The organism is Paenibacillus sp. Mc5Re-14, assembly GCF_001049835.1.
Classification (GTDB): domain Bacteria; phylum Bacillota; class Bacilli; order Paenibacillales; family Paenibacillaceae; genus Paenibacillus; species Paenibacillus polymyxa_C.
In genome coordinates this window covers 996,927-1,019,457 of sequence record NZ_CVPD01000001.1, presented here as the reverse complement: position 1 = coordinate 1,019,457, position 22,531 = coordinate 996,927, and the positions used below count along the sequence as shown (strand labels likewise).

20 protein-coding genes are annotated in these 22,531 nt (G+C 46.5%); 14 read left to right on the top strand and 6 right to left on the bottom strand.

Going from position 1 to position 22,531, the window contains the following annotated elements; genetic code table 11:
* The first annotated feature begins 7 nt into the window (after positions 1 to 7).
* A complete protein-coding gene (locus tag BN1546_RS04750) occupies positions 8 to 520 on the top strand; it encodes an A24 family peptidase (protein ID WP_013369967.1) in 513 nt (170 codons plus the stop codon).
* A 61-nt stretch (positions 521 to 581) separates the two neighbouring features.
* Entirely contained in the window at positions 582 to 2,366 is a 1,785-nt protein-coding gene (locus tag BN1546_RS04745; protein WP_040101852.1) for a DUF6382 domain-containing protein, read from the top strand.
* A 212-nt stretch (positions 2,367 to 2,578) separates the two neighbouring features.
* Here the strand turns inward: BN1546_RS04745 and BN1546_RS04740 are convergent, their stop codons facing one another.
* Positions 2,579 to 3,487, bottom strand: coding sequence for a TIGR01777 family oxidoreductase (locus BN1546_RS04740; RefSeq protein WP_040101851.1), 909 nt, complete (start codon positions 3,485 to 3,487; stop codon positions 2,579 to 2,581).
* 294 nt (positions 3,488 to 3,781) lie between these two features.
* On the opposite strand from BN1546_RS04740, the gene BN1546_RS04735 reads away from it, so the two are divergent.
* The 4 genes from BN1546_RS04735 (at position 3,782) to BN1546_RS04720 (ending at position 8,886) form a co-directional block, all read left to right on the top strand.
* Positions 3,782 to 4,909 (top strand): deoxyribonuclease IV, encoded by a 1,128-nt coding sequence (locus BN1546_RS04735; protein WP_090736200.1) that lies wholly within the window; start codon positions 3,782 to 3,784, stop codon positions 4,907 to 4,909.
* A 22-nt stretch (positions 4,910 to 4,931) separates the two neighbouring features.
* Complete coding sequence (purU, locus tag BN1546_RS04730; RefSeq protein ID WP_090736197.1) at positions 4,932 to 5,831, top strand: formyltetrahydrofolate deformylase; 900 nt, start codon at positions 4,932 to 4,934, stop codon at positions 5,829 to 5,831.
* A gap of 403 nt (positions 5,832 to 6,234) precedes the next feature.
* Positions 6,235 to 8,280 (top strand): transketolase, encoded by a 2,046-nt coding sequence (tkt, locus tag BN1546_RS04725; RefSeq protein ID WP_013369972.1) that lies wholly within the window; start codon positions 6,235 to 6,237, stop codon positions 8,278 to 8,280.
* A 291-nt stretch (positions 8,281 to 8,571) separates the two neighbouring features.
* The gene (locus BN1546_RS04720) at positions 8,572 to 8,886 is read left to right on the top strand and encodes a pyrimidine/purine nucleoside phosphorylase (RefSeq protein WP_013369973.1); all 315 of its coding nucleotides are present in this window, start codon (positions 8,572 to 8,574) and stop codon (positions 8,884 to 8,886) included.
* 108 nt (positions 8,887 to 8,994) lie between these two features.
* On the opposite strand, the gene BN1546_RS04715 is transcribed toward BN1546_RS04720, so the two are convergent.
* Positions 8,995 to 9,894, bottom strand: a complete 900-nt coding sequence (locus tag BN1546_RS04715) for an NAD(P)-dependent oxidoreductase (protein ID WP_013369974.1) — start codon at positions 9,892 to 9,894, stop codon at positions 8,995 to 8,997.
* Positions 9,895 to 10,145: 251 nt separating this feature from the next.
* Between BN1546_RS04715 and BN1546_RS04710 the strand changes: the two genes are divergently transcribed.
* The 3 genes from BN1546_RS04710 to BN1546_RS04700 all read left to right on the top strand — a co-directional run bounded on the left by BN1546_RS04710 (position 10,146) and on the right by BN1546_RS04700 (position 12,869).
* Positions 10,146 to 11,501, top strand: coding sequence for a glucose-6-phosphate isomerase (locus BN1546_RS04710; protein ID WP_013369975.1), 1,356 nt, complete (start codon positions 10,146 to 10,148; stop codon positions 11,499 to 11,501).
* A gap of 148 nt (positions 11,502 to 11,649) precedes the next feature.
* The gene (locus BN1546_RS04705; protein WP_013369976.1) at positions 11,650 to 12,282 is read left to right on the top strand and encodes a YigZ family protein; all 633 of its coding nucleotides are present in this window, start codon (positions 11,650 to 11,652) and stop codon (positions 12,280 to 12,282) included.
* 5 nt (positions 12,283 to 12,287) lie between these two features.
* A complete protein-coding gene (locus BN1546_RS04700) occupies positions 12,288 to 12,869 on the top strand; it encodes a TetR/AcrR family transcriptional regulator (RefSeq protein ID WP_013369977.1) in 582 nt (193 codons plus the stop codon).
* 174 nt (positions 12,870 to 13,043) lie between these two features.
* Here the strand turns inward: BN1546_RS04700 and BN1546_RS04695 are convergent, their stop codons facing one another.
* Positions 13,044 to 13,445 carry a secondary thiamine-phosphate synthase enzyme YjbQ gene (locus BN1546_RS04695; RefSeq protein WP_090736195.1) on the bottom strand — a complete coding sequence of 134 codons (402 nt, stop codon included), beginning with the start codon at positions 13,443 to 13,445 and terminating at the stop codon, positions 13,044 to 13,046.
* Positions 13,446 to 13,664: 219 nt separating this feature from the next.
* Between BN1546_RS04695 and BN1546_RS04690 the strand changes: the two genes are divergently transcribed.
* Together BN1546_RS04690 and BN1546_RS04685 are read left to right on the top strand one after the other, a co-directional pair.
* Positions 13,665 to 14,726 (top strand): sulfate/molybdate ABC transporter ATP-binding protein, encoded by a 1,062-nt coding sequence (locus tag BN1546_RS04690; protein WP_090736192.1) that lies wholly within the window; start codon positions 13,665 to 13,667, stop codon positions 14,724 to 14,726.
* Positions 14,727 to 14,877: 151 nt separating this feature from the next.
* On the top strand, positions 14,878 to 15,648 hold the full coding sequence (locus BN1546_RS04685; protein WP_025677791.1) for an MBL fold metallo-hydrolase: 771 nt from the start codon (positions 14,878 to 14,880) through the stop codon (positions 15,646 to 15,648).
* Positions 15,649 to 15,652: 4 nt separating this feature from the next.
* Here the strand turns inward: BN1546_RS04685 and BN1546_RS04680 are convergent, their stop codons facing one another.
* Entirely contained in the window at positions 15,653 to 17,161 is a 1,509-nt protein-coding gene (locus tag BN1546_RS04680; protein ID WP_090736189.1) for an aminotransferase-like domain-containing protein, read from the bottom strand.
* A 132-nt stretch (positions 17,162 to 17,293) separates the two neighbouring features.
* Between BN1546_RS04680 and BN1546_RS04675 the strand changes: the two genes are divergently transcribed.
* Positions 17,294 to 18,205, top strand: coding sequence for a DMT family transporter (locus tag BN1546_RS04675; RefSeq protein ID WP_090736186.1), 912 nt, complete (start codon positions 17,294 to 17,296; stop codon positions 18,203 to 18,205).
* A gap of 137 nt (positions 18,206 to 18,342) precedes the next feature.
* On the opposite strand, the gene BN1546_RS04670 is transcribed toward BN1546_RS04675, so the two are convergent.
* Both BN1546_RS04670 and BN1546_RS04665 read right to left on the bottom strand, forming a co-directional pair.
* The gene (locus tag BN1546_RS04670) at positions 18,343 to 19,143 is read right to left on the bottom strand and encodes a Cof-type HAD-IIB family hydrolase (protein ID WP_090736184.1); all 801 of its coding nucleotides are present in this window, start codon (positions 19,141 to 19,143) and stop codon (positions 18,343 to 18,345) included.
* A gap of 162 nt (positions 19,144 to 19,305) precedes the next feature.
* Positions 19,306 to 20,307, bottom strand: coding sequence for a lipoate--protein ligase (locus BN1546_RS04665; RefSeq protein ID WP_090736182.1), 1,002 nt, complete (start codon positions 20,305 to 20,307; stop codon positions 19,306 to 19,308).
* Positions 20,308 to 20,466: 159 nt separating this feature from the next.
* Here BN1546_RS04665 and cobD point away from each other — a divergent pair, with 159 nt between their 5' ends.
* Positions 20,467 to 21,567, top strand: coding sequence for a threonine-phosphate decarboxylase CobD (cobD, locus tag BN1546_RS04660; protein ID WP_090736180.1), 1,101 nt, complete (start codon positions 20,467 to 20,469; stop codon positions 21,565 to 21,567).
* Positions 21,557 to 22,528 carry an adenosylcobinamide-phosphate synthase CbiB gene (cbiB, locus tag BN1546_RS04655; RefSeq protein ID WP_090736178.1) on the top strand — a complete coding sequence of 324 codons (972 nt, stop codon included), beginning with the start codon at positions 21,557 to 21,559 and terminating at the stop codon, positions 22,526 to 22,528. Before cobD ends, cbiB begins: the two co-directional genes overlap by 11 nt.
* Positions 22,529 to 22,531: the final 3 nt, after the last annotated feature.

Sequence of the window (22,531 nt, the reverse complement as noted above, 5' to 3'; positions counted from 1 at the left end):
GACCGCATTGACATGGATGTATATTGTGTGTGGAGTTCTGCTGGCGATCGCGCTAGTGACAGATTTACGAAGCATGAAAATCCCTAATAAGCTTACATTGCCCGGCATAGCGGTGGGTTTGCTGTTCAATACTCTGTTCGGAGGCTGGCACGGTTTTTTATTTGCTATTGCTGGTCTTGGCACCGGCTTTGGATTCATGCTGATTTTGTACTGGATGGGAGCAATTGGTGCAGGAGATGTAAAGCTGTTTGGCTTAATTGGAGCATGGACAGGTGCAGCTTTTGCGTGGCAATCGGCTCTATATTCGATTTTTTTTGCAGGCATTATTGGTATAGGGATTTTGCTATGGAGGAGGGAAACCATCATGAGATTACGACGCGTGGCGTTTAATTTAGGAGGATTTTTCCTATTTCGCAGCGGCAAAGCGCTGACTAGTGGGAGAGAAGCGCACCTCAGGTTTCCCTTTATGACGGCAGTCATTCCAGGAGCGGTCAGCGCTTATCTTTACTTCTTGTCATGACGTGTCCGCTTGGGGAGATCATGCTACCTCAGGGAATAAGAATTGTTAAGGAGGTCATGAATTGTTTGGTTTAAGCAGGGATTTTGCTCGCAATGGCGGGACGTTTATGATTCTAAACAAGGAAGGCGGGCTCAAGACCGATGATTTAAATTCTGTACAGACCCGAATGATGACTGGTAATCGGATTCCCGGTCTGCTGGAACTTAGAATAAAAGAAGTCGATTTTCAGATCGAGTTACATTACGATATTTCGGGGCAACGTATGCTTTCCCAAGTATGGAAAGGTGGGAATGTGTCGACTTCTGATTTCTACCGGATTCTTTTTGAAGTAGTAGATGCTCTTCATCGTAGCCCACAATATATGTTAAATATCCGCCAGTTTATTTTGCACGAAGATTACATTTTTATAAGCGGTTCAGGCACAAGGAAGAACGTTAGTTTAACCTATGTTCCTTTGTGCAGTGTACAGTATACGCAACAAACAGGTAGCTATTTTAAGCAGATGGTTATTCGTTTGATGACTCGTGTGGCTCACCTTCAGGGAGAATCTATACAGCGCATACTTGATCTATGCGATAGAAATGAATTTGAGTTGAGCGCGTTGAAGGAACTACTATTACAAGGGATGGCGACTGGTGAACAGAGCATCAGCGGTCAGGCTGAAGGTAGATCATCTGTTCATTCCTCTCATACCATACAGGATAACGATACAGATCGTGGCGGAAGAACGTACGGCCAAGAACATCGGGAGACTCTGCAGGAAATTCAGGGGCTTAAGCGAGTCAATCGACTCAAGCAGTCCGCAAAATCAGAGGAGAATGTCGAGGTAGGAGCCGACAACGAAATGGAAAATGAAGAGGTGGAGCCTAAATTACAAAAATATAAAACATACATTTCTCTCGGATGTTTGCTCGCCTCGGCCATTGTTTGGCGTTATATTTATTTGGATCATCCAGAGACGGTTCCCTTGCTTATTTCGATTGTGCTAACTTTAGTGCTTGTCGCTGTTGCTTATATAAGCTGGACGGGGAAATTAGAGCGCAATCGAGCTTTATCTCCTTTTTATAGCGAGGCAGTACCTGTATTGGATTCGGAATGGTTAGGAGGTGCTTCTCCAGCACAGCGAAAAAATGACCGTTATCAGGTAGATAAGCTAACTGGGTTTGTAGCGGGACGCCATCATCATGACAAGCAATCATCCGATTCAAGTGATCAAGGACAGGAAAGCTGGCGTTGGACTTTTCCAGACTCAGAATCTAAAAGCATGGGAAGCCGAACGACGGAGGATGGAGGGAAAGTAAGTACAAATTATGACTTGCACGAGCCTTCGAGGAAAGGTGCCATGCGGGGAAATGAATTGGACGACAGCGATACTAGCGAGGCTTATTATAAGTCCTTGTCCGGGGTAACGGAGCTACTCAATACTATATCCAAGCAGGAAACCGTGCTGCTTCGTCCGGATCAAGAGATACCGAGTCCAACTGTTCAGCACTCGCCGATTGCTTGTTTGGATCGTAAGTTATCTGGGAGTGGAGAAACCGAGCGCATACGGTTGCAGCCAGACCAATTCGTTGGAGGTAGCTTTATCATCGGAAGAGATCCGCAATTGGTCCAGTTTGTAGAGCATACCGATGGAGTTTCCCGTTCTCATATTGAGCTTTGTATAGTTACAGGAGGACAAAGCCATATCATTAAAGATTTATCCTCGACGAACGGAACAGTGCTGAATGGAGAGCCTATGGTGCCTTATAAGGAGTATACTATGAAGGATGGAGATACTTTTAAAATCGCTGGAGTCTCTTATATTTATCGATTGGACTCTTTTAAATCCTCTAATGCATCTTGAGTAAACGTTAAATGGATATATGTTAAGAAGAGGCCTGTTATATTCTGGGCTTCTTTTTTATAACTAGAAGACCATTCATAGGCCTAAAACAAGACAACTCAAAGATCTCAAGTTTAATTGATAGATTATGTCTAAATCAAAAATGAACCCTAAGCTGGTAGAGATACAAAGATATTATCTATCATCCATAGAGTTCATTTTTTAATTCAACGCTACTTGTGAGAAGAATGGAGTTCCTCTAGCGCTTCCTTCAGTGAAGAATACTTAAACTTAAATCCGTGCTCCAGCGCTTTACGCGGTATTACCTTTTGACCGTCTAATACAAGCGTGCTCATCTCACCCAATAGCTTTTGGACTAGAAAGCCAGGAACGGGAAACCAGTGCGGACGACGATATACCTTAGCTACTGTTTTCCCAAATTGGTCGTTCGTCATGGGGTGTGGTGATGAAGCGTTCACTGCCCCGGAAATCTCTGGTGTATGAATGCAGTACGAGATCAGACGAACGATATCGGCAATATGAATCCAACTTATCCATTGATGGCCGCTACCTATTTTTCCACCGAATCCGAAGACGTAAGGCATCTTCATGAGTGGAAATGCTCCTTTTTTTCTATCCAGCACTAGGCTGATGCGTAAATTAATTAAACGGGCATCGGTAGGGTAGGCGTTGGCTGCTTCCTCCCACTGCTCAACTACCTGAGACAGATAATCCTCCGAACGACGCGGACTTTTTTCGTCAAATGTTTCGGTCAGGGAAGTACCATAGGCGGCAACAGCCGAAGCCTGAATGATAACTTTCGGTTTTTTTTGCAGAGCATTCAACGCTTGAGCCAACCGGGCAACGGACAGCAGTCGTGATTGAAGAATTCTTTGTTTGGACTTGTCCGTCCAGCGCTGATTCAGCGTCTCACCTGCTAAATTAACGACCGCATCTGTACTTTCCAGTAATTCAGGTTTTTGTTTTAATTCGTTCCAGCTCATATACTGCAAGCGAGGGCTCGCTTCATGTCCAACCAGCGGCTTGCGTGTAATGACTTTCACGGTATATCCGTCATCTAGCAGACTTTTGACCAGTGCACTCCCCACCAATCCAGTTCCTCCGCATACGATGATATTCATGGAGTTATTCTCCTTCCAATTCAAAAAATGTTTCTGTTATAAAATATAACCCTTTTTGATACAAAAGCTTCATATTGAATGTATCTGGTGTACGCTAAAGAAGGTCCATTCATGCTTTAATCTACCTACATTTCAATAACACATATTCAGATGTGGACTATGTCTGTAGGTTCCCTTAGGGAGTCATCTAAAAAAGTTGCCATAAACGCTATGTTGTTTGATTTCAATAATCACGTTAAAATGAATAAATTAAAATAAGACAAGCATAACAGGATAGGGGGATGAATCAAAATCATGCTGAAAATTGGTTCTCATGTGTCTTTCTCGGACAAGGGTCTGCTCAGCGCTACAAAAGAAGCGTCTTCTTACGGGTCCAGCTCGTTTATGATATACACGGGGGCACCGCAAAACACGCGCCGTAAGCCGATGGAGTCCATGTATTTAGAGGAAGGCAAGCAGCTAATGGCGGAAAAGGGAATGGAAGATATCGTGGTGCATGCTCCGTATATCATCAATCTCGGCTCCTACAAAGAAAATACCTATGAGCTTGCGGTCAGCTTTCTTCAGGAGGAAATTCGGCGCACACATGCGATTGGTGTGAAAAATATCGTGCTGCATCCGGGGGCTTTTACAGATAAAGATGCAGAGTACGGAATTGGGCGTATTGCCGATGGTTTAAACGAGGTACTGAACGGTGTGAAGGAGACAGATGTCAACATTGCACTTGAAACGATGGCAGGCAAAGGCACAGAAATGGGTCGTAGCTTTGAGGAAATTGCCTCCATTATAGAAAAAGTAGAGCGCAACGAGCGTCTGACGGTTTGTATGGACACCTGTCACATTCATGATGCGGGTTATGACATTGTCAATGATTTGGACGGTGTACTGGAGCAGTTTGACCGTATTGTCGGCTTGAATCGCATCCAAGTTGTTCACATAAATGACAGCAAAAACCCGGTTGGCGCTCATAAAGACCGCCATACTCCGATTGGATCAGGCTGGATTGGTTATCAGACTATTCATAATGTGGTACATCATGAAGCACTTCAAGGACGTCCGTTTATTTTGGAAACGCCGTGGATTGGAAAAGAAGCCAAAACTCAACGACCAATGTATGAAGTTGAGATTGCTTTGCTTCGTGGTAATGTAAAGGAACGCTTTGGAGATGAGTTTTTGGGTCAGGTGGAGCAGCTGCATTCGTTTTTCAAAAAACAGGATGTGGATGTCCGTAAATTTGTACTGGACACCTGGACTCTGCTGAAAAATGATGCCAAAGCAAGAAAAGCAGACCCACGTGAGCCGCTGGAGCGTCTGTATGACATGATAACGGAAGCAGGACTGTTTCCAGAGATGAGCGAAGAACACATTAATCAACGGTTGATTGCCTGGTTTGCCGGTAGTCATCTGCCAGTGACGGTATAAGATAAGGGGGACTAATAGCCACATGGAACTTCACGTAAAACATCAGTCAAACAGCACTGTATCTACACATGAAAACCGTGCGCGCATGCTTGTATCTTGTCCAGATGGTCCAGGTATTGTAGCGACTGTGTCCCGCTTTTTGTACGAGCATGGGGCCAATATCGTTCAATCTGACCAATATACAATGGACCCGTCCGGCGGTATGTTTTTTATGCGGATTGAATTTGATTTGCCGAATTTGAGTGCAGCTCAGTCGCAACTGAAGCAGGACTTTGTCGCTGTTGCCGAGCAATTCCGTATGGAGTGGACGATTTCTGCGGTCAGCCGTAAGAAAAAATTGGCTATTTTCGTTTCTAAAGAAGATCACTGTCTGGTAGAACTGCTGTGGCAATGGCAGGCAGGCGATCTGGAGGCGGATATTGCATTGGTGGTTAGTAATCATCCGGATATGAAGGAGTATGTGGAATCCTTTGGCATTCCATATCACCATATCCCGGTGACAGCCGATACGAAGCCAGAGGCAGAGCGCCGTCAGCTAGAGGTCATTGGCGAAGAGATTGATGTGATCATTTTGGCCAGGTATATGCAGATTATTTCGCCTAAGTTTATTGAGCATTATCGCAACCGGATTATCAATATCCATCATTCCTTTCTACCTGCATTCGTGGGTGGTAAGCCGTATGCCCAAGCTTATAATCGTGGTGTGAAAATTATTGGTGCTACTGCGCATTATGTAACCGAGGAATTGGACGGTGGTCCGATCATTGAGCAGGACGTACAGCGGGTAAGCCACGGAGATGATGTAAATGAGCTAAAACGGATCGGTCGTACTATTGAACGGGTCGTGTTGGCAAGAGCCGTGAAGTGGCATACTGAGGATCGTATACTGGTTCATGAGAACAAAACGGTCGTTTTTAATTGAACTTAAAAATTTCAAATTGATGAAAACTTGCGAGTATACCTTTCGGATTAAACAAAGCCCAGTGCATAATGGGCTTTGTTTTTTTGTGTGGGGTAATTGTATTATATCTGGGCCCTATATAAATTTTTTTGCGATTTCATTATTTTTTAAATGATGTTAATACATAACGGGTATATTGATATGAGGGCTGTACTATATTTCGACCATTTCGACAATCATCTTTACAAACGATCTGGCAAACTTCCACGGCAAATGGTACAATACTTATGAGTGTATAAGTCATATTGAAACATTCAAGCAGATTCACTCACTTCAATAGTCTCTGTTTCTATATGAGACGGTGATTTTGAAGAGTATGACCGAATGCAATTGACATACTTCATACAATATGAGGAGGCAAACCATGACTGACCAGAATCAAGCGATTCAAAAGGATGAAAACTCCACTATCGACAATTTGTCCATCACAACAATTCGTACGTTGGCAATTGATGCCATCGAGAAAGCAAATTCAGGACACCCTGGTATGCCGATGGGCTCCGCGCCAATGGGCTACCAACTTTTTGCTAAAACAATGAACCATAACCCAGATCGCCCAACATGGGTGAACCGTGACCGTTTTGTACTGTCTGCAGGACACGGTTCTATGTTGCTATACAGCCTTCTGCACCTGAGCGGATATGATCTGCCTATGGAAGAGCTGAAGCAATTCCGTCAATGGGGCAGCCTTACACCGGGTCACCCTGAGTTTGGACACACTGCTGGTGTAGATGCTACAACTGGACCTCTGGGACAAGGTTTAGCAATGTCCGTAGGTATGGCTATGGCAGAAGCACAACTGGGTGCAACATATAATAAAGACGAATTTAAAGTTGTGGATCACTTCACATATGCTATTTGTGGCGATGGCGATCTAATGGAAGGTATTTCCCACGAAGCTGCTTCGCTGGCTGGTCGCCTTCAACTGGGTAAGCTGATCGTATTGTTTGATTCCAATGATATTACACTGGATGGCAAGCTTAATCTGTCCTCTTCCGAGAGTGTTGCCAAACGCTTTGAAGCTTACAACTGGCAAGTGCTGCGCGTAGAAGATGGTAATGATCTTCCAGCGATCCAAAAAGCAATTGAAGAAGCACAAGCTGACTCGACTCGTCCTACGTTGATTGAAGTAAAAACAGTCATCGGTTACGGAAGCCCGAACAAACAAGGTAAAGGCGGACACGGCGGTACTCATGGTTCCCCGCTGGGAGCAGAAGAAGCTAAACTGACTAAAGAATTCTACAAATGGGTATACGAAGAGGATTTCCATGTACCACAAGAGGTTCGCGAGCACTTTGCTAAAGTAAAAGAGCGTGGTATCGCTGCTAATAAAGCATGGGATGAACAATTTGCGAAATACAAAGCGGCTCACCCTGATTTGGCAGCTCAGTTCGAAACAGCTGTAAACGGCGATCTTCCAGAAGGTTGGGATCGTGATCTTCCGAAATACTCCACAGAAGACAAAGCAGTTTCAACTCGTGTAGCTTCTGGTAATGCATTGAACGGATTGGCTCCAAACGTTCCTTTCCTGACAGGCGGATCTGCTGACCTGGAAAGCTCCACAATGACACACTTGAACAACCTGACGAACTTTACGCCAGAAGACTACGCTGGCCGTAATATTTACTTCGGTATTCGCGAGTTCGGTATGGCTGCTGCGATGAACGGTATGGCGTTGCACCAAGGTGTAAAAGTATTTGGCGGTACATTCTTCGTATTTACAGATTATCTGCGTCCGGCCGTTCGTCTGGCAGCTCTGATGGGATTGCCTGTAACCTACGTTCTGACTCACGACAGTATTGCTGTTGGTGAAGATGGTCCAACTCATGAGCCGATTGAACAATTGGCTTCTCTGCGTATTATTCCGAACCTGACGGTCATTCGTCCGGCTGACGGTAATGAAACTTCTGCTGCTTGGGCTTACACGCTGGAAAACAAGAAAAACCCGGTTGCACTGGTATTGACTCGTCAAAACCTGCCAATCCTGGCTGCTACTGCTGAGCATGCACGCGAAGGTATCAAACGCGGTGCTTATGTGGTTGCAGATGCAGCAGACGGCAAACCGGTTGCTCAAATTCTGGCTACAGGCTCTGAAGTACAATTGGCTGTTAAAGCACAGGAAGCACTGGCAGAACAAGGTATTCAAGTACGCGTTATCAGCTTCCCAAGCTGGGATCTGTTCGAAAAACAAGACAAAGCTTACAAAGATTCCGTTCTGCTGCCTGAAGTTAAAGCTCGTTTGGCTGTAGAAATGGCGTATCCACTGGGATGGGAAAAATATGTTGGCGACCAAGGCGACATTCTCGGTATCAGCACATTTGGCGCATCCGCTCCTGGTGACCGCGTAATTAAGGAATACGGCTTTACAGTAGAGAACGTTGTAAGCCGTGTAAAAGCTTTGTTGAAATAAAACACTGGAGCATCAGCAATTAGGAAGAGTTTGTCCATAAAGCAATGATCGTGTATTGCTGACAAACGACCTACCTGATCGTGGCAATCCATGTATTACAAACAGTCGTAACCTGAGTAAGGCTTACGGCTGTTTGTTTCATACATTTGTATTTTCGAAAAAATGACTTTTGGATTATCAGTCTATAGAGTACGCAGATACAGTGTGTATTTTCATACTGAAACTGGAATCCAAATTATGTTATGATGCACCATATTCATTCACCATTGAGAGCAGATGAGGGGATAACGAATGACACAGTTCGATGGAGTAAGCGTAATTAAAAAAGCAAATGTTTATTACGATGGTCAGGTTACAAGTCGTACAGTTATCTTGGGTGACGGCAGTAAGGTAACACTGGGGATTATGTTGCCGGGAACGTACGAGTTCGGGACGGATTCCCGTGAGATCATGGAGATTTTGGCAGGGGACCTGAGAGTGTTGCTTCCAGGTACCGAGGAATGGCTGGAAATACAAGGTACATCAACCTTTCATGTGCCTGCAAAGTCTTCCTTCAAGCTGGAAGTACGAAGTGTAACGGATTATTGCTGTTCTTATCCGGAATAATTAACTGAAAAGGGTAAGAGCACTCAAGCTACAAGCCAAGTGTTCTTACCCTAAAGCTGTGTCATAAGTACAAATGCACAGCAGCATGGTTACAAAGAAAAGTCCAGCTTACTCAAGAGGCTGACCACCAATGGTGCGGCCAATCCATGCTTCGTATGTCTTTACGACGGCAGATAGATCCTCATCGCCGTAGCCTTGTGTTTGTCCGGCTTGAAACAAGCTTTTGGCAATGGACAACATAGGCGTAGGGATGGACAGGCTGTCTGTTAGTGAGGCAGCGAGCTTCAAATCCTTGAGCATCAGAGCAAGTGAGAACTGGTTGCTAAAATCATGCTCGATGATTTTGCGCCCTTTCAGGTCAGCGGCCTTGCTACCTGCCGATCCGAGCTGTACCAATTCTAGGAAGCTGTCTGCTGGAATGCCGGATTTAGCCGCAATAGCAAAGCCTTCAGCCAGAGCGAGGTTATTTATACCGACCATCGTATTGTGAGCAAGCTTGGCTACGGCCCCGCTACCGTTTGGTCCCATATGGAGCACTTTTTTGCCCAAGGTATCAAAAACATCTGATTGTGCCGCAATCGCTTCTGCGTGACCGCCGACCATGAACACGAGTGTTCCATCAACAGCGGCAGGCTTGCTGCCTGTTACAGGTGCGTCAATGAAGGAGCAGCCCAGCTTGTCCGCCTCAGCGGCCAGTTGTTTAACTAACTCAGGTGAAATCGTGCTGTTGTCCATCACGGTCATGCCAGCCGTAAGACCAGCAAACACACCGTCCTGACCGTAATAGACGTCACGTATTGATTGATCATCGCTGACCATGGTAATGACCAGGTGCTGCCCTTCGGCCGCTTCGCGAGGGGTTGAAGCTGTACGTGCGCCTTGCTCTATCAAGGGTTCGCAGCGCGAAGCGGTACGATTATAAACTGTGACTCCGAATCCCTGCTTTAGCAGATTGGATGCCATCGGGGCGCCCATGGTGCCCAGTCCGATAAATCCGATGTTTTTCATTGCTAATCACCTTTCTTGTTGGAAGTTGCCGTCCGATGCAGATGCGAGTTCGGCTTGAATTGAATATTGAAACAGATTGATCTCAGTTCATTGTAGCATGGGCATGCTACCCTATCTACAGCAGGGTCTGTCAAGGCACAGGACATACAGGTAACACAAGCTTGTCAGGCTCAGCAAATTAAAGTATCCTATTCCTAAGTCCTTATGTTCGTATTCATGGTCTTAGTAATACCAAACAGGAGGTTCCAAACATGTCTAAAAAAGTTATTTTTGATTACACAAAAGCGCTCTCCTTTGTGGGTCAGCACGAAATTGATTATTTTGCAGAGCCTATCAAGTTGGCTCATGAGCAACTGCACAACCAAACAGGTGTAGGTTCCGATTTCTTGGGTTGGATTGACCTGCCTACCAATTATGATAAAGAAGAATTTGCACGCATCCAAAAGGCTGCTGCTAAAATTCAAAGCGATTCCGAGGTATTGATTGTAATCGGTATTGGTGGTTCTTACCTTGGAGCACGTGCTGCGATCGAAATGCTGTCGCATTCTTTCTACAATGCGCTGCCTAAAGATCAACGCAAGGGTCCCGCTATCTATTTTGCAGGCAACAACATCAGCTCTACATATGTGAATCATCTGTTGGAACTGATTGAAGGAAAAGACTTCTCTGTGAATGTCATCTCCAAATCAGGTACGACAACAGAGCCAGCTATCGCTTTCCGCGTATTCCGTGCGGCTCTGGAGAAAAAATACGGTAAAGAAGAAGCACGCAAACGTATTTACGCGACAACGGACAAAGAACGTGGCGCTTTGAAAAAGCTCGCTAACGAGGAAGGCTATGAATCCTTCATTATTCCTGATGATGTGGGTGGCCGTTACTCCGTGCTGACAGCAGTAGGCTTGTTGCCGATTGCTACAGCAGGCATCAACATCGAAGAAATGATGCAAGGTGCGGCGGACGCTTCCAAAGAATACAGCAACCCGAATGTAGCTGAGAACGAGGCATACCAATATGCAGCCGTTCGTAACGCTTTGTACCGTAAAGGTAAAGCAATTGAAATTCTCGTAAACTATGAGCCGTCTTTGCATTTCGTATCTGAGTGGTGGAAACAGCTGTACGGAGAAAGCGAAGGTAAGGATTATAAAGGCATTTATCCTGCTTCTGTTGACTTCTCGACAGACCTGCACTCTATGGGACAATTCATTCAGGAAGGTAGCCGTAACATTTTCGAAACGGTAATCCAAGTAGAAAATGTACCTAGTCACATCACCATCGAAGCAGATGAGGATGATCTGGATGGACTGAATTTCCTGGCAGGCAAAACGGTGGATTTTGTAAACAAAAAAGCATTCCAAGGTACATTGCTGGCTCACACAGACGGACAAGTACCGAACCTGATTGTAAATATTCCTGACTTGAGCCCTTACTCCTTTGGCTACCTTGCTTATTTCTTCGAAAAGGCTTGCGGCATCAGCGGCTACCTGTTGGGCGTAAATCCGTTCGATCAACCCGGCGTAGAAGCTTACAAAAAGAACATGTTTGCGCTGCTTGGCAAACCGGGCTTCGAAAAAGAAAAAGCTGAGCTTGAAGCAAGATTGTCTGAATAAGGGAGCTATAATCTCTGATTCGAAACAGGGTTTTCGGTCAGAAGCGTTATAGTGTATAGCATGAATTAAGTACAGGAAAGCAGTTCACCAGCTGCCAGAAGCGGGGAACTGCTTTCTTGTAAAATGAAGTAAGGAAGGTTATACGTGTATGTTGGAACAATACCGAACCGTACGCGGTGCCGGCAACAAGGAAATTGTAATCCGAAAATCCCGTTTTATCGGCCATATTCAGCCTGTTCAAACTGAGGAAGAAGCAGTTGCTTTCATAGAACGCATCAAAAAAGAGCATTGGAACGCTACCCATAATTGTTCGGCTTATATGATTGGGGAAAGAGATGAAATCCAAAAGCAATCCGATGACGGAGAACCGAGTGGGACGGCTGGTAAGCCTATTTTGGAGGTAATCCGCAATCAGAAGCTGAAAAATGTCGCTATTGTGGTTACTCGATACTTTGGTGGAATTTTGCTGGGAGCAGGCGGACTGATTCGTGCATACTCAGATGGTGCTGTTGCAGCTATTGAAGCAGGGGATGCGATTACGCGTGTGTTGCATCGTGAAGTTTTTGTAGAATTGGATTATACCTGGTTGGGCAAAGTGGAAAATGAATTACGTAATCGCAGTATCCGTACTGGAGAAACGATGTTTACGGATAAAGTTACCTTAACCTGTCTGCCGCTGGCTGGTGATGCGGAATCCTTCTGCAACTGGATAACCGACTTGACACAAGGACAATCGCTTGTGTCGGAGGGAGAGCAGCTTTACTTTATTGAAGGGGAATAAATAATATGGCTAGAAGAGCAGTAGAACAGGAGTTGTCAAGAGGGCGGATTCTGGAAGCGGCCAGGCACTTGTTTATCACCAAGGGCTACCGTGCGATTTCAATGCGCAGCATTGGCCAGCATCTGGGTTACAGTCATGGTTCGTTATACTATCATTTTAAAGAGAAGGCTGAACTGTTCTATGCCATTGTGATTGAAGATTTCAATACATTGCGTGGGATTCTACTGCAAGCAGCAACAGGCACGCCTGATGATGGCTTGAGCAGATTGGAGTACCTGATGTTGGAATATATCCGTTTTGGCTTGGAAAATCCATATCAGTACGAAATTATGTTCATGATGCATGATGAAGAACTATTTGCATACTGTCGTACAGAGCAAAACCGTTGTGTGGAATTATTTGCGTCTATGATTCGCCAGGAATTAAGTGGTCAGGGACATTCGGAGGAAGAATGCTCAAGAGTACCGAAAAGTCTGTTTTTATCCATGCATGGCTTCGTGTCATTTTATATTCAGGACGGTTTAACATTTGAAGAGATCAGGCCCGCTGCTTTAGCACATGTAAAGCTGCTGTGCAGACAACTATGAGCGTACCTGCATTCACACGCTTCAGCCATGAACATGTAGGGCGCTTTTTTGGGTGTTTGCACTTCATGACGGTGACTTATCATTACGGTACTTTGCGAAAGCGACTAAGAATTTAACAGACGATGGTGTATCCAGCGGGGGAACATCATCGTCTGTTTTTTTTGCATGCCTCCGTCAGCCCTTCATAATTTTTACATGGTATTGACGTCTGCGTGGGCCGTCGAATTCACAAAAATAAAGTCCCTGCCATCGTCCAAGCAACAGCTTTCCATCATGAATGATAACCGTTTGTGAGGGGCCTGTTGTAATGGATTTAAGGTGGGACGCCGTATTTCCCTCCATATGGCGATATTGGGGATGTTCCCAGGGATAAACCTCATCCAGACTTAAAATGACATCATGTTTGACGTCTGGGTCGGCATTTTCATTAATGGCGATGCCGGCAGTCGTGTGTGGACAATAAATCAGAGCTGTTCCTTGCTGCACCCCGCTTTTTTCAATGAGTGCCGCAACTTCGCGTGTAATATCACGCATTTCATCTCGCCGTGTAGTGGATAATTCAAAAGTATGCAACATAAATCCATCTCCCTTCTATGTATTACTTTACCCTTTTCATTCTCAAGATAATATATAGAGTTGACGAAAATTACTTTCCTTTGATAAAGTATCACATAAGAAAAACAAAGTAAGTTTATTGGAATAATTGAATGCTTTCGAATGAGGTGCGTGCTTTGCGGTAAGCAAGGCTGCTGCTGTTCCTGAACTGGTCCAGAAGCGGAAAGGAAGTGTACGGATATGCATGTGGAAGTAAGAGGGTTAAACAAGCATTTCGGTAATTTTCATGCGGTAAAGGACGTATCTTTTGATATTCAGACGGGCCATCTTATTGGTTTGCTCGGTCCAAGCGGCGGGGGGAAAACCTCCATTCTTCGTATTTTGGCAGGGCTGGAGCAACCGGATGCAGGAGAGATCCACTTTCATGGAAAAAGGGTAAACGAGCTGGCACCACAGGAGCGTGGAATCGGATTTGTATTTCAAAACTATGCTTTGTTCAAGCATATGAGCGTGTACGACAATATTGCCTTTGGTTTGAAAGTGAAAAAAAGCTCCAAAGCCCGCATCAAGGAAAGGGTCACTGAGCTGGTCAAACTCACGGGGCTCAAAGGCTTTGAGCATCGTTATCCGCATCAATTGTCAGGTGGACAGCGACAACGGGTTGCTTTCGCGCGTGCTTTGGCACCGGAGCCTCAACTACTACTGCTGGATGAACCATTTGCGGCTATTGACGCCAAGATTCGTCAGGAGTTGCGTACCTGGTTGCGAGAGTTGATTGAGAGGGTGGGTATTACCTCCATTTTCGTCACCCATGATCAGGATGAGGCGATCGAAGTAGCCGATGAAATTATGGTGATTAATCAAGGTCGACTGGAGCAGAAGGGAACGCCTTGGGATATCTATAAAAAACCGGGGACCCCGTTCGTGGCTTCTTTTATTGGGGAATCCACGGTGATTGAACAGGCGGGTAGTCTCAGAGGCTTCGAGGAAGCTGCCGGAGTGGGAACACGTGCCTTGATTCGTCCGGAGTACATTGATGTCGGACCTAGTGAGGAATTTGCGTTGCTGTCGGCGACCGAGGAAGGCATTGTGAAGCATTTACATTTTCGCGGGAGTGAATGGATGGTTGAAGTACAGGTCGGGGACCAGCGTCTCATGACATACCGTTCATTGGAGAAGTCTACGCTGGAACCTGGTCAGCAGGTGCGAGTGTTGGTGCATCGGGCCTATCTATATAATGAAGAGTCCAGCTGGATGGTGGAAAATCGCCTGAAGGAAGACCCGATGCCTATCATCATTTGAAAATAAAACGTTCACATATAAGGGGGGTGTCTGGCCTGTTTTACGGCTTTTGACATGCTCCTTTTGTCGTTGGTCGCTGGGGTGATTTACGCAGACTTGATATGTTCGTTATAATAGTAGTAAAAACACCCAGATAGATAGGAGTTAAATCATGAATCGTCTTATTTTTCTTGGCACGGGGGATGCAATGGGGGTTCCGCGTGTGTATTGTGATTGTCTCGTGTGCACAGAGGCACGCACGACAGGAACGAATGTAAGGTTGAGATCGTCTGTGCTGATCAAAAGCGAGACAGAGGATTTTATGATTGATTGTGGCCCCGACTGGCGTAGACAGTTAGAATTGCGCAGCCTGCGTTTTATCCCTACGATCCTCGTGACACATGCACATTTTGATCATATTGGAGGATTGCCAGAATGGGCGGATGCCTGTCGCTGGACGGGGAACAGAGGGCGTTTGTACGCTCCACAGGAAGTGATTGATACGATCCTGCGTCAATTTTCCTGGCTCCCTGGAAACCTGGATCTTATTCCAGTAGATCAGGGAGTCCAGCTTGGCGGATGGAACATCCGGGGATGGCGCGTGAATCACGGAAAGAACGGATATGCTTACGCTTATCGGTTGGAAAAAGACGGCTTCTCATGGGCCTACTGTTCAGATTCGATTGGACTGAATGAGGCGGAAATTTTGCCTTTACATAATCTGAATTTACTCGTGCTGGGGACGAGTTTTTACCATGAGGAAGCGGAGTATGCCACCCGCTCGGTATATGACATGCTGGAGGCTCAGGAGCTAGTAGGAAGACTGAAGCCTGGAAGCACGGTGTTTACACATATGTCCCATGATGTGGATATCACATACAACTACGGGCTGCTGGAAGGGATCAGTTTGGCACACACAGGCATGAGTTTGCCGTTAGAATAACGATTTACATCATTCGGCTGATGCGTAGAAGTGTGGAGAGCCCTTCTTTGATTTGCAGTTCATTGGCGTATGAATAGGACAGCCGTATATGCGTTTTACCCTCTGCACCGATAGGATCAAATACATTGCCTGGGACAAAGGAAACGGACTCTTGTATACTTTTGGCAAGCAGCTCATTAGGTTTTATCGTAGAAGGTAGCTGGAGCCACAGGTTGAGTCCTCCCGCCGGGCTGGTCCATGTCCAGCCGGAATCGCGGAGACTGGCTTCCATCGTTTCCTTACGAATCTGGAGTGCGATACATAGCTTTTTAATATGCTGCTGCATACGTGAGGATTGAAAATATTGTAAAAACAGCTTTTGATTCAGCAGTGGTGATCCATTGTCCACTAGCGCTTTGACGCTCAGCAGACTGTCCATGAGCTGAGGCCGACAAGTCACGGCTGCGATTCGCAGACCAGGTGCCACATATTTGCTGTAGCTGCGAATATAGACGACGCTTCCTGAGATATCATAGGCGAAAATGGGGGAAGGCGGCTTTTGCCCAAAGCTGATATCATAGGTGCTGTCATCCTCGACAATAAGACAGCCGTAGCGCTCGGCCAGTTCGGGCAGACGTTTGCGCTGCTCATCGGGGATGGTAAAGCCGGTCGGATTGTGAAATGTCGGATTTATATAGAAGAGACGCGGTTTTTCCGTTTTCAGGCACCATTCAATCTGATCCATATCATAACCTTCCGGCTGTATATCCGTTACAGTCAGGCGGGCGCCTTGTCTGCGGAATATTTCCATGGCCGGGCCATAGGCTGGACGTTCGATTAATACACGATCTCCTGTACGAATCAGAGAACGGGAAACCAAGTCAATGGCTTGCTGTGCGCCGGAGGTAATCAGTACTTCGTCCGTTGATACTGCGAAATGCTTATCTGTGCTAAAATGCTGTGCCATGGCATCACGAAGCTCAGCATCTCCTTGTACAGCAGAATAGGTAGCCGCGATTTTCGGATGCTTTTCAAACACCTGCATCATTAATTCTCTCCAATATCGGTTGGGTAGAAGAGAGGGATCAATCAGGGCCTTGGAAAATTGGAAGTCCGCGTTCATGGCATGAACCTGGGTGAGTCCATCCATCCCCCTCCAGACAGAAACAGACGGATCGTCTGCCATGTAAGTGGATTCTGAATGGAAGATCCGTCTTGTGGATGAACGCTCCGAATAGGTAGTAAATGGCCCCAATTCTGCTGCATGGGAAGCATGAGCGTAATATCCCGATTTATCCTTTACATAGATACGCCCTTGTTGCTTTAACTCCTGATATGCCCGGAATACGGTTAACCGGTGCACACCCAATTCCTGAGCCAGACTTCGCACAGACGGCAATTTAGCGTCTGCTGGCCAGTCCCCGCGCTCCATCCGCACATTTATGTAATGGACGACCTGCTCATACAGCTTTAAGCCCGGATCTGTCGAGATCTGTTCCGTTGAAAACAATAATTCGCTGTTATCCTTGCCCATGCGGTCCACGCTCCTTTGTGTGTATTGTACTATACAGCACTTCCAAAACGTATACAACTGTTCTGTGGTTGCCCATCTGTTCTGTCTGTCTCCTTGTATGCTTGTGAGTAACAGAAGGGAGAGAGAAGTGTCATGATTGGTATCGCCTTTACAGTTATGTGTCTTATTTTTGGCACCACATTTTTGGCTATCAAAGTGGGAGTGGAAGCCGGACTTCCGCCGTTCTTATCGGCAGGCGCACGTTTTATGGCAGCAGGGGCGATCTTGTTTATTGCGATGAGGCTGTCAGGAAAGGTTCGATGGTCGTTATTATGGCGAAAGGAAATGCTGCTAATTGGGACGGGAACGACCTTCGGCACATTCTCAACACTGTATTGGGCGGAGCAATATGTCAGTTCGGGAATCGGTGCTATTTTGTCGGCCACCGGACCGATGATGATTGTGCTAATGCAGTCTGCAATATTGCGGCAAAAAACGACGAGAATTACGCTCATGGGTTGCATGATCAGCTTTCTCGGGGTCGTGCTGGTGGTATTGCCCGGCTTGGCGGTTCAAATCAGCGGTCTGTGGCTGGCTGGTTGTATGGCCATTTTGCTGGGTGAGCTGTGCTATTCGGGAGGAGCTTTGTATTCCAAGCGAGTCATGGACGCGTTTCGTGATACGAACCCGATTGCCTTGAATGCAGCACAAATGTTTCATGGTGGTTGGATGCTGCTAGTACTGTCGGCTTTTACAGAGTCTTGGAATTCTGGGGGATGGAATCTGCTGCCTGCCATAGGCTCTCTATTTTATTTGATCGTGTTTGGTTCCATGATTGCGCAGACACTATTTTACTGGCTTATGGCGCGTACGAATCCATTGTTTCCGACCACATGGCTCTACATTTCACCACCGATTGCTGTAGGCCTGGGTGCTTTTTTGTATGGAGAACATGTAAGCTGGTGGATGCTGGCAGGAGTGCTGCTCATTGTGACCGGGTTGATGTGCATGAATAACGGAATTATCCGTCTGGTGAACAGACGTAAATTTCGCTCTGCTGCCTGATACTTTGAAGCGGTCAGTTATGATATGATCTGACAAAAAGAGCCTCCAAACTGCCGTATGTTAATGAACATGCGACGTTTGGAGGCTTTGTTGTTGAAATACTTTATATAAGTATTACGGAAATAGTCACTTTTTGCTTATTCAACATTGAGTACGAATTTGTCGATGGCGTGCTTAACACCGTCTTCATTATTGCTGCGAGTAATGTAATCAGCCAGCTTTTTCAAATCAGGAATCGCATTCTCCATCGCTATGCCGAGACCAGCACATTCCAGCATTTCATGGTCATTCCACGAGTCGCCGATCGCAATGGTCTCCGACAGATCACAGCCAAAATGGTTTGCAAGGAAGGCAAGGGCGTGGCCTTTAGTGCCTTCATGATGCATAATTTCCAGGAAATGAGGTTTGGATTTTGTAATATGCACCTCGTTGCCAAGCAGTTCGCGCAGTTCGGGAATTAATTCATCCAATACTTCCGGCTCGTCAATGATCAGCAATTTAGGGGCCGATTGCTCTATAACTTTACTGAACACAGGCTCTACAAAATATTCCGTGTTGTTCAGCTCGGTGTAATCTTTAATTTTCTGATTATCTTCACGTGTGTACAATTTGTCATCTATATATGTTTGCAGATGCAGATTGCGTTCCACGCAAAATTCGTACAGACGACGTGCAGCCACGAGTGGAACATAACGCTCATACAGCACGTTTTCGTCGAGCAGGTTTTTAACCAAAGCTCCTTGGTACGTAATGATCGGTACATTCAACCCCGTCTGGCGTGCAATTTTGTGCGCGGAGGCATAAGCTCGTCCAGTAGCGAGAGTAACCACCACACCTTTAGCTACAGCAGCTTCCAATGCTTGTTGTGTCGCTGGAGTAACTTCTTTCTGGTCATTAATGAGAGTATCATCAATATCAATGGCAATTAATTTATACATATCGGTATTCTCTCCTTTATCTCTATCATGGGGCAATATTAAAATTGTATCTTATAATATTCAAAATGACAATATTGCATTGAAAAAGGGACGACGCCCATAAGAGCCTGTCCCCTTATAACCACTCAAGTATTGGCTTGAAACCATGGAAAAAAGTAACGTTTAGTCTTCCAAAAATACAAGTCCAACAAAGTCGTCCAGCTCAATATTACCAAAGTAATGCTTCAAATCGAGAGAGGATAAGGCTTGACGGACCTCCCCTTCATCATAACGCTTGCCGCGCAGGATATTTTCAATATCAGCGACATCACCTACACCGAAGAAATCCCCGTAAATTTTAATATCACGGATGTAGCCTTCCTTCAGATCCATGCGGATATCTATAATACCGACCGGGAACTTACGTGTGTGCTTGATATTGCTCTCGGGGGAAAGACCGTAGTTCCAATCCCACGATTGATAGCGCTCTTTGGAAATTTCATGGATTTTAGCCCAATCCGCATCGGTGAGCTTATATTGAGGCACCTGATCCAATTCTGAGCTAAAGATGGACCGCAGCAGTTCCTCGCGAAATTGTTCTATGGTCATCTCACGGTCCATCAGTTCGCTGATGTTAGCCACGCGACTACGGACGGATTTTGTGCTTTTGGATTTGAATTTTTCGGGATTGGCGTGCAGTGATGCAGCCACATTGTCCAGATTCAAATTGAACATCAATGTACCATGGCTGAACATACGTCCACGTGTAGCAAATTGAGCGTTTCCTGAAATTTTACGTTCTCCGACTTGCAGATCGTTGCGTCCAGTCATTTCGGCTTCTACTCCCATTTGGCGGAGGGCGTCAATCACAGGTTGCGTAAATTTGAGGAAATTATGAAAGGACTCCCCGTTATCCTTGGTAATGAAACTGAAATTTAAATTACCGAGATCATGATATACAGCCCCGCCGCCGGACAGGCGACGAACGACTTGAATATTGTTGTCTCTCACAAACTCAGCGTTGATTTCTTCAACGGTGTTTTGATGCTTGCCTATAATAATAGAAGGCTGATTAATGTAAAACAGCAGATAGCTGTCGTCCAGCGGTAGATGCTTTAGCGCGTATTCCTCAATAGCAAGATTAATAGCTGGATCGTGTATGCCCTGGTTGTCGATGAACAGCATGTCCATTCCTCCGTATATAAACTGTGTAATTTATGTGTGCCTCCCTCTATTGTAACCCAAGTGAGCCATGTACAAAAGCTCATTTGCATTGACGGGACGCAAAAAGCAGCCTCATAATGGATCTAAATGATTGGAAACGGCCGGAAAGGATGAGAGGCAATGATAGAGGTTTACGGTCATGGCGGGGACAGGGAGACGGCTGCCGCGACATTTGGTGGAGCTGCGGCGGATTTTGTGGATTTTAGTGCGAATATTAATCCGCTCGGTCCGCCACCGGAGGTGCTTGAGGCACTGCAAAGCTCATTTGACACAGTGATTCGCTATCCAGACCCTGGACACCGCCATTTTAAAAATATGCTGGCACGGCGGCTGCAGGTTCCACCCGAGTCGCTGAGTATCGGTAACGGCGCGGCTGAAAGCATGGCGCTCTTGCTATTGGGCCTGGCTCCCAAGCGTGTGGGGACAGTGGAGCCGTGTTTTTCGGAATATGCCGAGCTGGCTGGCAAATTCGGAGCCGAGATCCATCGGGTATACGGGAAGGCTTCGCTTCAATGGAAGGCAGACGTGGAGGACATCCTTCGGCTCATGGAGCAGGTAGATGTATTGTTCCTTGGGCAGCCGAATAATCCAAACGGTGTGCAATATGGTGAGCAGGAGCTATACGAACTGGCAGAGACGGCTGGCAGAACGGGTACCGTGTTGGTGGTGGATGAAGCCTTTATTGATTTTATCCCACTGGAACGGCAAATCTCATTATTGCCTGTGCTGGATCGCTATCCTCATGTGATTTTGATCCGATCGATGACCAAATTTTATGCCATTCCTGGCTTACGATTGGGCTATGCGATTGCTCATCCGGACTATATCCGGCAAATGACGGCCAAACAGGTGACCTGGAGCGTTAATGGACTGGCGTTGCTGGCTGGAGAGGCGTGTCTGAGAAGTGGGCAAGCTTATGAGCGCCGCACACAGGAACTGATTGCTACGGAGCGCAGTCGCTTACTGACTGCCTTGGCGGAATGGGGCTGTGGTGTCATTCCCGGCGAAGCCAATTACGTGCTAGCAAGGGCGCCGGGAACGTGGAGTGCATCGGCTATTCAGCAGGCGCTTGGACAACGTGGGATTCTTATACGTAGCTGTGCCATGTATCCTGGACTGTCAGCGAGCCATTTTCGAATTGCGGTTAAGGACGCCGAAGCCAACAATATGCTGCTGTCTGCACTGAGTGAAGTGCTGGAGGAGGAGCGGCGTGATCGTTAGCTTGGTTATCATGGCAGCCTATCTGCTGGACAGGTTAATCGGTGATCCGAGATGGTTGCCGCATCCAGTCATCGGGATGGGACATGCCATTTCAGCATTGGAAAAAGCGGTTCGCCGTAAGGTCCGCAGTGACCGAGGACTGAAACGTGCGGGCATACTGCTTCCATTTATTGTGGCTGGGGGTTCCTTTGTGCTTGCCTGGGGGCTGTTGCGTGTGCTTGCCTGGATTCACCCGTGGTTGTCTGTCGTCGTAGAAATTGTTCTGATTGCAACTACGATTGCTTCCAAAGGTCTAAAGGACGCAGGGATGGCAGTATACCGAGCGTTGCAGGCGAATGACCTGACTGGGGCACGTCGGGAGCTAGGCATGATTGTCGGAAGGGATACGCAGCAGCTTGACGAGCCCGAAATTGTGCGCGGTACCGTCGAAACGGTCGCTGAAAATATCGTGGACGCCATTATTTCCCCGCTTTTTTATGCCCTGATCGGGGGAGCACCCTTGGCACTGGCATATCGTGCCGTAAACACGCTCGATTCAATGGTTGGCTACAAAAATGAAAAGTACCTGCATTTAGGCTGGGCCTCAGCACGGCTGGATGATGTAGCTAACTACATTCCGGCTCGCATGACAGCAGTTATGCTAGTGATAGCGTCGTGGTTATATCGGCTGGATGCTGCAAGAAGCTGGCGGACAATCAAGCGGGATGCCCGTCTGCATCCAAGCCCAAATAGCGGATTTCCCGAATCAGCGGTGGCAGGTGCCCTAGGGATTCGTCTCGGTGGCTATAATGTGTATCACGGCATACGCTCCTTTCGGGCATATATGGGCGAAGGGATACGACCGCTGGAGTCGAAGGATATCCGGCATACGGTCCGGCTGATGTTCGCCGTATCCACTATGTTTGTAGGGTTATGTTTGATGGGAGCTGCAGGGTGTTTTGCCTTGGGATGGATGCAGTGAGGA

Bases quoted from the DNA above. Each gene is read 5' to 3' on its own strand.
- BN1546_RS04740 (WP_040101851.1), bottom strand. From the start codon at position 3,487: ATGAATATCATCGTATGCGGAGGAACTGGATTGGTGGGGAGTGCACTG.
- BN1546_RS04735 (WP_090736200.1), top strand. From the start codon at position 3,782: ATGCTGAAAATTGGTTCTCATGTGTCTTTCTCGGACAAGGGTCTGCTC.
- purU (WP_090736197.1), top strand. From the start codon at position 4,932: ATGGAACTTCACGTAAAACATCAGTCAAACAGCACTGTATCTACACAT.
- tkt (WP_013369972.1), top strand. From the start codon at position 6,235: ATGACTGACCAGAATCAAGCGATTCAAAAGGATGAAAACTCCACTATC.
- BN1546_RS04720 (WP_013369973.1), top strand. From the start codon at position 8,572: ATGACACAGTTCGATGGAGTAAGCGTAATTAAAAAAGCAAATGTTTAT.
- BN1546_RS04715 (WP_013369974.1), bottom strand. From the start codon at position 9,894: ATGAAAAACATCGGATTTATCGGACTGGGCACCATGGGCGCCCCGATG.
- BN1546_RS04710 (WP_013369975.1), top strand. From the start codon at position 10,146: ATGTCTAAAAAAGTTATTTTTGATTACACAAAAGCGCTCTCCTTTGTG.
- BN1546_RS04705 (WP_013369976.1), top strand. From the start codon at position 11,650: ATGTTGGAACAATACCGAACCGTACGCGGTGCCGGCAACAAGGAAATT.
- BN1546_RS04700 (WP_013369977.1), top strand. From the start codon at position 12,288: ATGGCTAGAAGAGCAGTAGAACAGGAGTTGTCAAGAGGGCGGATTCTG.
- BN1546_RS04695 (WP_090736195.1), bottom strand. From the start codon at position 13,445: ATGTTGCATACTTTTGAATTATCCACTACACGGCGAGATGAAATGCGT.
- BN1546_RS04690 (WP_090736192.1), top strand. From the start codon at position 13,665: ATGCATGTGGAAGTAAGAGGGTTAAACAAGCATTTCGGTAATTTTCAT.
- BN1546_RS04685 (WP_025677791.1), top strand. From the start codon at position 14,878: ATGAATCGTCTTATTTTTCTTGGCACGGGGGATGCAATGGGGGTTCCG.
- BN1546_RS04680 (WP_090736189.1), bottom strand. From the start codon at position 17,161: ATGGGCAAGGATAACAGCGAATTATTGTTTTCAACGGAACAGATCTCG.
- BN1546_RS04675 (WP_090736186.1), top strand. From the start codon at position 17,294: ATGATTGGTATCGCCTTTACAGTTATGTGTCTTATTTTTGGCACCACA.
- BN1546_RS04670 (WP_090736184.1), bottom strand. From the start codon at position 19,143: ATGTATAAATTAATTGCCATTGATATTGATGATACTCTCATTAATGAC.
- BN1546_RS04665 (WP_090736182.1), bottom strand. From the start codon at position 20,307: ATGCTGTTCATCGACAACCAGGGCATACACGATCCAGCTATTAATCTT.
- cobD (WP_090736180.1), top strand. From the start codon at position 20,467: ATGATAGAGGTTTACGGTCATGGCGGGGACAGGGAGACGGCTGCCGCG.